The organism is Actinophytocola sp., from assembly GCF_045807065.1.
Taxonomy (GTDB): domain Bacteria; phylum Actinomycetota; class Actinomycetes; order Mycobacteriales; family Pseudonocardiaceae; genus Actinophytocola.
The window spans coordinates 1-10,759 of the sequence record NZ_JBJMIE010000414.1; the positions used below are offsets into that span (position 1 = coordinate 1).

Consider the following 10,759-nt stretch of genomic DNA (forward strand, 5'->3'; position numbering starts at 1 on the left):
CGCCGCGCCGGCGTGCTTCGCGGTCGAGCAGCGCCTCCGTGCCTCCCTGGACATCCCGGTGTTCCACGACGACCAGCACGGCACGGCGATCGTCGTCGTCGGTGCGCTGCGCAACGCGCTGCGGGTGGTCGGCAAGGACATGGCGGACTGCAAGATCGTCGTGTGCGGCGCCGGCGCCGCCGGCTCGGCCATCATCCGGCTGCTGCTGCAGAAGGGCCCCGCCGACATCCTCGCGGTCGACATCAACGGCATCGTCCACCCCGACCGCGGCGACCTCGACTCCAACCTCACCTGGCTCGCGCAGAACACGAACCGGCACCTGGTCAGCGGTTCCCTGACCGACGCCCTGGTCGACGCCGACGTGTTCATCGGCGTCTCCGCGCCCAACCTCTTCGGCGCGGACGCCGTGGCGACCATGGCCAAGAACGCGATCGTGTTCGCGCTGGCCAACCCGGACCCGGAGATCGAGCCGCTGGAGGCGCAGAAGCACGCCGCCGTGGTCGCGACCGGCCGCAGCGACTACCCGAACCAGATCAACAACGTGCTGGCGTTCCCCGGCGTGTTCCGCGGCCTGCTGGACGCGCAGGCCCGCGGCATCACCGACTCGATGCTCCTGGCCGCCGCGGACGCCATCGCGGACGTGGTGGACGGCGACCGGCTGAACGCGTCGTTCATCGTGCCGAGCGTGTTCGACTCGGCCGTCGCCCCGGCGGTGGCCGAGGCCGTGGCCAAGGCGGCGCACCCGTAGCATCGGTTTCGTGAGCGACCTGACACATGTCGACGCCGCGGGTGCGGCACGCATGGTGGACGTGAGCGGCAAGGCGGTCACCGACCGGGTCGCGGTCGCCACGGGCGTGGTGCACACGACGGCCGAGGTCGTCTCGTTGCTGCGGTCCAACGGCCTGAAGAAGGGCGACGCGCTGGCGGTGGCCCGCGTGGCCGGCATCATGGGCGCGAAGCGGACGCCGGACCTGGTCCCGCTCTGCCACCCGCTGCCGATCACCGGCGTGACCGTGGACTTCGCCCTGGCCGAGGACTCCGTCGCCATCACCGCGACGGTCCGCACGAGTGGCCAGACGGGCGTCGAGATGGAGGCCCTCACCGCGGTCACGGTCGCGGGCCTGACCGTGCACGACATGATCAAGGCGGTGGACCCGGCCGCCGTGCTGTCCGAGGTGCGGTTGGAACGCAAGGAGGGCGGCAAGACCGGGGTGTGGACCCGACCGGAGGGCAGATGAGCGGACCTCGCGGAGCGAACCAGACACGCTACCTGACCTGCGGTTGGACGCACGAGTGGGACTTTCGTAGAAGTCCAGGGAGCAGGATGAAGGGTTCGCTCGTTGCCATGTGGACAGCGTCGGGCGGGGCGGGCAAGGGGGCGTAGTGAGCACCGCAAGGGTTATCGCCGCGTCCAACCGCGCGGCCGCCGGTGTGTACGAGGACAGGACGGGCCCGATGATCGTGTCGTGGCTGCGTGCCCGCGGCTTCACGGTCGACGACCCGGTGGTCGTCCCCGACGGCGAGCCGGTCCTGGCGGCCCTGCGCGACGCGGCCGGCGTGGACGTGGTGATCACGACCGGCGGCACCGGCATCAGCCCGACCGACCGCACCCCGGAGATGACCGGCCGCCTCCTGGACTACGAGATCCCCGGCCTGGCCGACGCCATCCGGTCGGCCGGCCTCCCCGAGGTCCCGACGGCCGTCCTGTCCCGCGGCATGGCCGGCGTGATGGGCCGGACGCTGGTCGTCAACCTGCCCGGCTCGTCCGGCGGCGTGCGCGACGGCCTCGGCGTGTTGGAGGGCGTGCTGAGCCACGCACTGGACCAGCTGCGCGGCGGCGACCACAAGCCGCCGGCGATGGTCCCGAAGCCGCCGGCGGTGGTCCCGAAGCCGCCGGCGGTGGTCCCGGCCGCGGTCCTGCGCGCGGAGGTCACCGAGGCGCCGCTGTCCGTGGACGAGCACGCGACGCTGGTGGCCGACCGCGCGGCAGGCGCGGTCGTGACGTTCTCGGGCGTGGTCCGCGACCACGACGGCGGCAAGGGCGTGACGTCCCTGGAGTACGAGGGCCACCCCACCGCCAAGTCGGTCATCGAGGAGGTGGCCGCGGCCGTCGCCGCCCGCCACCGGGGCGTCCGCGCGGTCGCGGTGAGCCACCGCACCGGTCCCCTCGCCATCGGCGACGTGGCCCTGGCCTGCGCGGTGGCGGCCGAACACCGCCAGGAGGCGTTCGCCGCCTGCGCCGACCTCGTGGACGACGTGAAGGCCCGGCTGCCCATCTGGAAGCACCAGGCCTTCACCGACGGCACCGACGAGTGGGTCAACTGCCCCTAGTGATACCGGGACAGAACTTTGCGACGACCTGCGGCGATTCCCGCGAGAGCAGCCGCTTTCGCGACGGCCAGCCGCTTTCGCGACGGCCAGCCGCTTTCGCGACGGCCAGCCGCTTTCGCGACGGCCAGCCGCTTTCGCGACGGCCAGCCGCTTTCGCGACGGCCAGCCGCTTCCGCGACGGCCAGCCGCTTCCGCGACGGCCAGCCGCTCTAGTCCGGATCTGGCCCTGTAGTAAGTACTAGCCGGCCGCTGGGGTGTAGATGCCGATGTAGTTGCCGGCCGGGTCGGTCAGCTTGGCGAAGACCAGGCCGTCGGGGGTGGTGACCGGCGGGGTGTCCACCTTCCCGCCGAGGCGTTCGGCGTGCTCGACGGCCGCGGCGACGTCGTCGACGGTCACCATGATGAGGACGCGGTTCGGCGACTGGCCCCCGGTGTCGGCGATCCCGCCGAACGGCTGTTCCGTGCCGGCCCGCTTCACCAGCTGGTAGGCCTCGTTGCCGTCCGTCGCGAACGTCCAGTTGAACAGCTCGCCGTAGAAGTGCTGCGTGGCCTTCGGGTCGTCGGTGTCGATCTGGAACCAGTCGAGCGTGCCGTGTGCCATGGGATCCTCCTGTGTGGTTGGGCACCCAGCATCGGACCGGTTGGCGACAACCCCCTGTCGGTGTTTCCTACGCGAGTGCCATGACCCGCGTCACACCGGTCGGGAGCGGCAGGTCGCCGTGGTCGCGGTCCGGTGCCGGTTGGCCGGTGTCGTGCGCCGCCACGATCCGGTCCAGCCGGAACACCCGCAGCTCCGCCCGCAGCCGGCACCACCCCACCAGGTACCAGGCGGCCTTGCCCGCCAGGAACATCACGGGCTCGACGGCGCGCTCGGTCGGCGTGCCGTGCTTGTCGACGTAGTCCAGCCGCAGCACGTGCCGGGCGGCCAGGGCCTCCTCGATGATGACCGGGATGGTCGCGGGCGCGGTCGGCGGCACGAGGAACCCGACCCGCCCCGCCAGCTCACGGGCGGCCGACGCCTCGGGGGCCGGCATGGCCGCCAGGATCTTCTGCAGGGCGCTGCCCGCGGCCCGCGTGAACGGGGAGCCGGTGGCCCGCCGCAGCGCGATCGCCACGGCGACCGCCTCTGCCGGGGTGAAGTTGAGCGGCGGCAACGTCCTGGTCGGGTCGATGGCGTACCCGCCGAGCCGGCCGGTGTCCGCGTAGATCGGCACGCCGACCTGCTGCAACGCGCTGATGTCGCGCTCGATCGTGCGCACGCTCACCTCGTAGCGCGCCGCGAGCTGGCGGGCACTGCGCCGCAGTGGTGCCGCGGCCCGCAGCTCCTCCACGATGCCGTACAGCCGGTCGGTTCGGTTCATGGCGCGGACCGTAGCGCCGGGCACCGACAAATCTGGTCCGGCTCGCTGATGAGCGGAGCGAGGAAGGGCTCCACCGCCGGGGGATTGCGGTGGAGCCCTTCGGTGAACTAGCTAGTTCACTTGGTGGCGAGCTTCTGACCAGGAACGATCAGGTTCGGGTCACCGATGTACTGCTTGTTCTTCTCGTACAGCGCCTGCCAGCCGCCCGGCACGTTCAGTGCCGTCGCGATCTTGGACAGGGAGTCCCCCCCGACGACCGTGTAGTCGCCGATCGGGTTGGAGGCCGCCAGAGCCGGGGCTGCCGGAGCGGCGCTCCGGACCGGGGCCTTCGCCTTCTTGCCACTGCTCGTGGTCGGTGCCGTGGTCCTGGCCTTCGCGGGTGCGGCCGAACCGCCGCCACCCCGCTTGCCGCAGACCGGCCAGGCGCCGATGCCCTGGGTGGCCAGCACGTTGTTCGCGACCCGGATCTGCTCCTCGCGAGAAGCGTTGGCCGGGTTGCCGGAGCCGCCGTTGGCCTCCCACGTGCCCTTTGTGAACTGCAGGCCACCGTAATAGCCGTTACCGGTGTTCGTGGCCCAGTTACCACCGCTCTCGCACGCGGCGATCGCGTCCCAGTTCGGGTCCGCCGAGGCGAACGCCGGCGCGATGGCCAGCGGGGCACCCACCGCGACGCCGGCGACGACGACGCGAGCGATGGTGCGACGAACTGCGTTGGAAGGGGTGCGGTCACTGCCTCGATACGCCATTACGTTCTCCGCCTCAGCGCCGTCAAAAACCCTGGTCAGGGCTCTTTCCCGATCCGGAGACTCACTTTCAGTCGGGGGTTATATCCGAGTGCTCGCCGGATCGGGTAGGGCGCTACGGGCACTCGGGTCCTGCCGGTTGGTCGGGGCCAACCAGAGAGCGACGGTACGTACCTGAATTGCAGGTTGCCAAATTGAAGTAGATGTGACTGTCGTCACAGTAACACTGTTAAGTGAGCCGCGATTGAGGGCATATCCGCAGGTCAGAAGGCCGATGTGCCGTGTTATTGCCCCGTGATAGAGCGCAAACTATTCACGCAGTCTGAGTGCTGCATCACGTGCCCGCAGGGTTTAACACCTACGCCGACTGCAGGGTGAAATCAAGTGGTTACCTCAGGCAAAGGGGGGCCAATTCGATCGAGGTGAAGCCCCTCAATTGATCTCAAAGCACAGAGGTAAGCGACCGTGCCGAAGTGCGTCGATGCACCTCCGGCGGCTGCCGAATCGATCTTTCTCAATGGTGCCGTAGGTCACCGCGTCGCGCATCTTTTCGCGATCAAGGGGCACGCCGACATGGCCGGCTTGCCCGGCTCGCGCAGGTCGGCGTGGGTGTGGGCCTGGTCGTCAGCCGCCGGCGAAGGGCGGCAGGACGTCGACGCCAGCGCCGTTCGGCAGCGCGGTCGACAGGTCCCGCACGGCGATGCCGTCGAGGAGGAAGCTGCACGCGGTCAGCACGCGCGTGAGCTTCTCGCCGTGCTTGCCGCCGAGTTCGGCGACCAGGTCGCGGACGGTCGCCTCGGCGGGCATGGACACGGTCTCCTCGGACAGGCCGACCGCGCCGCGCGCGCCCGCGAAGTAGCGGACCCGGACTGTGGTGGTCACCCGTCACAGGCTAGTCCAGTCGACATTGTCGACATATCGATGTTCAGGGGCCGGTGGAGCGGTCGCGGTGGACGTGCCCGGCGCAACTGCCACCATGGAGCCATGGCCGAACCGCGCAAGTGGACCTACCTGATGGACATGGACGGGGTGCTGGTGCACGAGGAGCACCTCATCCCAGGGGCCGACAAGCTCATCGACGAGCTGCGGGCGAAGGACCTCCAGTTCCTCGTGCTCACCAACAACTCCATCTACACCCCGCGTGACCTGCGCGCACGCCTGCACCGCACCGGCCTGGACGTGCCGGAGTCGGGCATCTGGACCTCCGCGCTCGCGACCGCGAGGTTCCTGGACTCGCAGCGCCCGGAGGGCTCGGCGTTCGTCATCGGCGAGGCGGGCCTCACGACCGCCCTGCACGAGATCGGCTACGTGCTCACCGACCGCGACCCGGACTACGTGGTGCTCGGCGAGACCCGCACGTACAGCTTCACCGCCATCACCACCGCGATCCGCCTGGTCGAGCAGGGCGCCCGGTTCATCGCGACCAACCCGGACGCGACCGGCCCGTCGCGCGAGGGCTCGCTGCCCGCGACCGGCTCGGTGGCGGCGCTCATCGAGAAGGCGACCGGCCACGCGCCGTACTTCGTCGGCAAGCCGAACCCCCTGATGATGCGGTCCGCGCTGAACCAGCTCGGCGCCCACTCCGAGTCGACGCTGATGATCGGCGACCGGATGGACACCGACGTCCGGTCGGGGTTGGAGGCCGGTCTGCACACGATTCTGGTGCTGTCCGGGATATCGAACGCCGCGACCGCCGAGCGCTTTCCGTACCGCCCCAGCCGGGTGATCGAGTCGGTCGCCGACCTGGTCGGGAACGTCGACGACCCATTCCCGGGATAGTTCCACTACGACAGCAATTACAACCTGGCATATTGTCGGCCTGTGGAGGAAGAAGGACCGTCGACGTTCGTCGTCGGCGACGTGCACGGGCACCTCGACGAGCTGCTCGCCGCGCTCGCCGAAGCCGGCCTGGTCGACGAGGAGGCGAACTGGTCCGGCGGCGACACCCACCTGTGGTTCCTCGGGGATTTCGTGGACCGGGGCCCGGACGGCATCGGGGTGATCGACCTGGTCATGCGCCTGGCGGCCGAGGCATCGAGCGCGGGCGGCCAGGTCCAGGCCCTGCTGGGCAACCACGAGATCCTGCTGCTCGGCATGCACCGCTTCGGCGACACCGAGGTCCCGTCGGACTTCGGCCCGCGGAGCTTCGCCCGCAGCTGGGAGATGAACGGCGGCCAGCCCACCGACCAGGAGGCGGTCACCGACGAGCACATCGAGTGGCTGACGAGCAGGCCGGCGGTCGAGCTGGTCGGCGAGCACCTGCTGATGCACTCGGACACCCTGGAGTACCTGGTCTGGGGCTCCGAGATCGAGGAGATCAACGAGAACATCCAGGAGGTCCTCGACTCCGACGACATCGTCGAGTGGTGGGAGGTCTGGCGCCGCCTCACGACCCGCCACGCCTTCCGCGGCCCGAACGGCGCCGACGTGGCGGCCCAGCTCCTGACCGTCCTGGGCGGCGAACAGGTCGTCCACGGCCACTCGGTGATCGCCGACCAACTGGCCATCGCCCCCGCCATGGTCGACAGCCCGTACGAGTACGCGGGCGGCAAGGCCCTTGGCGTCGACGGCGGCGTCTTCGTGGGCGGCCCGTGCCTGGTGGTCAAGCTCCCGTGGCAGCGGTCATGACCCCTCGCGGTGGGCCGAATGGGCACCCCTGGTCGCGCCGGCTGGTCGACCGCCGTTAGATAGACGGGTGACGAGCGACGTGCCGCCGGCACGCACCGTGTGCCACGGGTGCCGGCAGACGACCCAGTTCCGTACGGACGGTGGTGACGTGCGGCCGATGATCATTCCCGGGTCGGGGATGGTGATCAGGGAGAAATCTCCGGGCGTGCTGGTCGAGGAGCCGTGCCCGGTGTGCGGGGACAACGAGGACCCCGGGTGGGTCGAGGGCTTCGTGCCGCCCGCGTGAGCACGCTTCGTGCCCCCGGTGTGACCGTCGAGGGCTTCGTGTCCCGCGTGACCTCAGGCCGCGATGTGGAGCACCTCGTCGAGCCCGGTGATGCTGAGCGTGCGCTGGACGTGCCGGGGGATCGCGGCGAGCTGTAGCCGGAGCTCGCGTGCCGACGCGAGTCTGTGCGCCGCGATCAGGGCGGACAGCCCGCTCGAGTCGAGCAGGGTGACTTCGCCGAGGTCCAGCCGCAGTAGCGTGCCGGCGCCGGCGGTGTTGATCAGGTCGACCAGCTCCGCGCGCAGTGACGGGGTGGTCTCCAGGTCGACCACGCCGCTCAGCTCCACCCGAGAGCCGTTCACGGTGATCGTGAGGCTCATGGCTCCCATCTTCGCTGATACATCCACTTCGATGTTGACGAACAAGGTTACGGTGGACCGTGGCTGCGAGGAGGCACACATGATCACGTCGAGCTATGTGTCGGGAACGTCGGCGAAGCCGCTGCTTGGCGACACGATCGGTGACAACTTCGACCGCACGGTAGCCACGTACGGTGATCGCGAGGCCCTGGTCGAGTTCGCCACGGGTCGCCGGTGGACATACCAGCAGCTGGCCGAAGAGGTCAACGCGGTGGCGAAGGGTCTCATCGACCTGGGTGTCACCAAGGGTGACCGGGTGGGCATCTGGTCCCCCAACTGTGCGGAGTGGACGTTCACCCAGTACGCCACGGCCAAGATCGGCGCGATCCTCGTCAACATCAACCCGGCCTACCGCGTGCACGAGCTGAGGTACGTGCTCAACCAGGCGGGCATCCGGACGCTGGTCGCGGCGCCGGTCTTCAAGACGTCGGACTACGCGGCCATGATCGAGGAGGTCCGTCCGGAGTGCCCGGACCTCCAGGACGTGCTCCTGATCGGCCAGGAGGACTGGACGTCCCTGGTCGCCATCGGCCGCGGCGGCTCGGCGGCGCAGCTGGCCGAGCTGCAGGCGGAGCTGTCCGCCGACGATCCCATCAACATCCAGTACACGTCCGGCACGACGGGCTTCCCCAAGGGCGCGACGCTGTCCCACCACAACATCCTCAACAACGGCTTCTTCGTCGGCGAAATGTGCGGGTACACGGAAGCGGATCGGATCTGCATTCCAGTGCCTTTCTACCACTGCTTCGGAATGGTAATGGGAAACCTCGCGGCGACGTCGCACGGCGCCTGCATGGTGATTCCCGCCCCGGCCTTCGATCCGGCCGCGACGCTGAGTGCCGTGGCTGCGGAAGAATGCACTTCGCTGTACGGGGTGCCCACGATGTTCATCGCCGAACTGGCCGATCCCGCCTTCGACGCGTATGACCTGTCGTCGCTGCGCACGGGAATCATGGCCGGCTCGCCGTGCCCGGTCGAGGTGATGAAACAGGTCATCGACCGAATGGGCATGGCGGAGGTGACCATTGCCTACGGCATGACCGAGACGTCCCCGGTATCCACCCAGACCCGGGCCGACGACTCACTGGAGCGACGCGTTTCCACGGTGGGCCGGGTCATGCCGCACCTGGAGGTCAAGGTCGTGAACCCGGAAACCGGCCGGACAGTTCCCCGCGGCACCCCCGGCGAACTCTGCACACGGGGATATTCGGTGATGCTCGGCTACTGGGAACAGCCGGACAAGACGGCCGAGGCGATCGACAACGCCCGCTGGATGCACACCGGCGACCTCGCGATAATGGACGACGAGGGTTACCTCAACATCACCGGCCGCATCAAGGACATGGTGATCCGCGGCGGCGAGAACATCTACCCCCGCGAGATCGAGGAATTCCTGTACACCCACCCGGACATCCTCGACGCACAGGTGATCGGCGTCCCCGACGAACGCAACGGCGAAGAGTTGATGGTGTGGATCCGCATGAAGGAAGGCGCGACCCCGCTGACGGCCGAGGCCATTCACCAGTTCTGCCAGGGAAAGCTCGCCCACTACAAGGTCCCCCGGTACGTCCACGTCGTCGACGAGTTCCCCATGACGGTCACGGGCAAGATCCGCAAGGTCGAAATGCGCGCGAAGTCCGTGGAGCTACTGGGTCTGCAGGAGGCAGCGGCCGTCCGGCACGCCTGATTGGCGTAAGTCGTCGCGACGCGAAAACTGGTCTCGTTTCCGCGGGTGCGTCCCTAGACTTCGCGTGTGAGCTTGATCAATGTCGTCGACGTCGAGGCCACCTGTTGGGAAGGGCAGCCGCCGCCCGGGCAGGTGAGCGAGATCATCGAGGTCGGGCTCACCGTGGTCGATCTGGACCGGCAGGTCCGGCTGGCCAAGCACCGCATCCTGGTGCGGCCGCGGCGGTCCCGCGTCAGCGCGTTCTGCACGGAGCTGACGAGCCTCACCCAGGACGAGGTCGACCAGGGTGTCACCTTCGCCGAGGCGTGCCGGATCCTCGCCAAGGAGCACCGCGCCAATACCCTGCCGTGGGCGAGCTGGGGTGACTACGACCGCAACCAGTTCACCCGCCAGTGCCGGCACACGAACACCGAGTACCCCTTCAGCGCCGACCACACGAACGCCAAGGTCCGCTTCACCCTGGCGCACGGCCTCCGCAAGCGGCCTGGCATGGCGCAGGCGCTGGAACTGGCGGGGCTGACGCTCGAAGGCCGTCACCACCGCGGCGACGACGACTCCTGGAACATCGCCGCGCTCGTGCTTCACCTGCGGGCGAACAACGCCTGGTGACACAACCGGCTACCCCCCGCACCCGAAATTGGCCTAGGCTGGAGATACGCGTCCTGGGTACGCCCTGGGGCGCGTTCATTTGTGTGTGGAGGTGACCGTTGTGCCGACCGGAAAGGTCAAGTGGTACGACTCGGAGAAGGGCTTCGGGTTCGTCACACAGGACGGAGGCGAGGACGTCTACGTCCGTTCTTCCGCCCTGCCGGCCGGGGTGGCCGGGCTGAAGGCCGGTCAACGCATCGAGTTCGGCGTCGCTGACGGTCGTCGGGGGCCGCAGGCCTTGTCTGTGCGGTTGCTCGACCCACCGCCGTCGGTCGCCGAGGCACGGCGCCGCCCGGCCGAGGAGCTCCACGGCCTGATCGAGGACATGATCAAGATGCTCGAGGCGAAGGTCCAGCCGGACCTGCGCCGCGGGCGGTACCCAGACCGCAAGAACACCAAGCGCGTCGCCGACGTGGTCCGCGCCGTCGCCCGCGAGCTGGATCCGTAAGCGTGTGAACGCCCTGGCGGACCCCTCCTTCACCGGAAGGGGTCCGCCGAGGCGTGCGCTACGCGATGGCGGCCGCCACCACGTTCGCCATGCCGGCCATGCCCTTGGCGTTCGGGTGCAGCGGCGCGGCGACGTTGGCCGGGATGAACGGCTCGACCCAGCGCACCGACGGTGGCGTGCAGACGTCGTGGCCGATGCCCGGCGTCCGGATGTCCACGTACGTCGCCCC

At 69.2% G+C, this 10,759-nt stretch carries 14 protein-coding genes; 9 read left to right on the forward strand and 5 right to left on the reverse strand.

Annotation, left to right across the window (positions count from 1 at the left end):
* From ACJ73U_RS24070 to ACJ73U_RS24080, 3 genes are all read left to right on the forward strand, one after another.
* A partial coding sequence (locus ACJ73U_RS24070) for an NADP-dependent malic enzyme (RefSeq protein WP_407779957.1) occupies nucleotides 1–748 on the forward strand: 748 nt, incomplete at its 5' end.
* Nucleotides 749–758: 10 nt separating this feature from the next.
* The gene (gene moaC, locus ACJ73U_RS24075; RefSeq protein ID WP_407779958.1) at nucleotides 759–1,238 is read left to right on the forward strand and encodes a cyclic pyranopterin monophosphate synthase MoaC; all 480 of its coding nucleotides are present in this window, start codon (nucleotides 759–761) and stop codon (nucleotides 1,236–1,238) included.
* Nucleotides 1,239–1,383: 145 nt separating this feature from the next.
* On the forward strand, nucleotides 1,384–2,331 hold the full coding sequence (locus tag ACJ73U_RS24080; protein WP_407779959.1) for a molybdenum cofactor biosynthesis protein MoaE: 948 nt from the start codon (nucleotides 1,384–1,386) through the stop codon (nucleotides 2,329–2,331).
* 238 nt (nucleotides 2,332–2,569) lie between these two features.
* Here ACJ73U_RS24080 and ACJ73U_RS24085 read toward each other — a convergent pair whose 3' ends face one another.
* From ACJ73U_RS24085 to ACJ73U_RS24100, 4 genes are all read right to left on the reverse strand, one after another.
* Nucleotides 2,570–2,932: a VOC family protein gene (locus ACJ73U_RS24085; RefSeq protein ID WP_407779960.1), complete on the reverse strand. Its 363-nt coding sequence runs from the start codon at nucleotides 2,930–2,932 to the stop codon at nucleotides 2,570–2,572.
* A 67-nt stretch (nucleotides 2,933–2,999) separates the two neighbouring features.
* A complete protein-coding gene (locus ACJ73U_RS24090; RefSeq protein ID WP_407779961.1) occupies nucleotides 3,000–3,692 on the reverse strand; it encodes a helix-turn-helix transcriptional regulator in 693 nt (230 codons plus the stop codon).
* A 116-nt stretch (nucleotides 3,693–3,808) separates the two neighbouring features.
* On the reverse strand, nucleotides 3,809–4,438 hold the full coding sequence (locus ACJ73U_RS24095) for a transglycosylase family protein (protein WP_407779962.1): 630 nt from the start codon (nucleotides 4,436–4,438) through the stop codon (nucleotides 3,809–3,811).
* Nucleotides 4,439–5,059: 621 nt separating this feature from the next.
* Nucleotides 5,060–5,317, reverse strand: a complete 258-nt coding sequence (locus ACJ73U_RS24100; RefSeq protein WP_407779963.1) for a MoaD/ThiS family protein — start codon at nucleotides 5,315–5,317, stop codon at nucleotides 5,060–5,062.
* 102 nt (nucleotides 5,318–5,419) lie between these two features.
* Here ACJ73U_RS24100 and ACJ73U_RS24105 point away from each other — a divergent pair, with 102 nt between their 5' ends.
* From ACJ73U_RS24105 to ACJ73U_RS24115, 3 genes are all read left to right on the forward strand, one after another.
* Nucleotides 5,420–6,214 carry an HAD-IIA family hydrolase gene (locus ACJ73U_RS24105; RefSeq protein WP_407779964.1) on the forward strand — a complete coding sequence of 265 codons (795 nt, stop codon included), beginning with the start codon at nucleotides 5,420–5,422 and terminating at the stop codon, nucleotides 6,212–6,214.
* A gap of 42 nt (nucleotides 6,215–6,256) precedes the next feature.
* On the forward strand, nucleotides 6,257–7,063 hold the full coding sequence (locus ACJ73U_RS24110) for a metallophosphoesterase (RefSeq protein ID WP_407779965.1): 807 nt from the start codon (nucleotides 6,257–6,259) through the stop codon (nucleotides 7,061–7,063).
* 67 nt (nucleotides 7,064–7,130) lie between these two features.
* The gene (locus ACJ73U_RS24115; RefSeq protein WP_407779966.1) at nucleotides 7,131–7,349 is read left to right on the forward strand and encodes a hypothetical protein; all 219 of its coding nucleotides are present in this window, start codon (nucleotides 7,131–7,133) and stop codon (nucleotides 7,347–7,349) included.
* Nucleotides 7,350–7,402: 53 nt separating this feature from the next.
* Here the strand turns inward: ACJ73U_RS24115 and ACJ73U_RS24120 are convergent, their stop codons facing one another.
* Nucleotides 7,403–7,708 carry an STAS domain-containing protein gene (locus tag ACJ73U_RS24120; RefSeq protein ID WP_407779967.1) on the reverse strand — a complete coding sequence of 102 codons (306 nt, stop codon included), beginning with the start codon at nucleotides 7,706–7,708 and terminating at the stop codon, nucleotides 7,403–7,405.
* A gap of 79 nt (nucleotides 7,709–7,787) precedes the next feature.
* On the opposite strand from ACJ73U_RS24120, the gene ACJ73U_RS24125 reads away from it, so the two are divergent.
* The 3 genes from ACJ73U_RS24125 (at nucleotide 7,788) to ACJ73U_RS24135 (ending at nucleotide 10,530) form a co-directional block, all read left to right on the forward strand.
* Entirely contained in the window at nucleotides 7,788–9,434 is a 1,647-nt protein-coding gene (locus tag ACJ73U_RS24125; RefSeq protein ID WP_407779968.1) for an AMP-binding protein, read from the forward strand.
* A gap of 66 nt (nucleotides 9,435–9,500) precedes the next feature.
* On the forward strand, nucleotides 9,501–10,043 hold the full coding sequence (locus ACJ73U_RS24130; protein WP_407779969.1) for an exonuclease domain-containing protein: 543 nt from the start codon (nucleotides 9,501–9,503) through the stop codon (nucleotides 10,041–10,043).
* Nucleotides 10,044–10,143: 100 nt separating this feature from the next.
* Nucleotides 10,144–10,530: a cold-shock protein gene (locus ACJ73U_RS24135; protein ID WP_407779970.1), complete on the forward strand. Its 387-nt coding sequence runs from the start codon at nucleotides 10,144–10,146 to the stop codon at nucleotides 10,528–10,530.
* Nucleotides 10,531–10,759 lie beyond the last annotated feature (229 nt).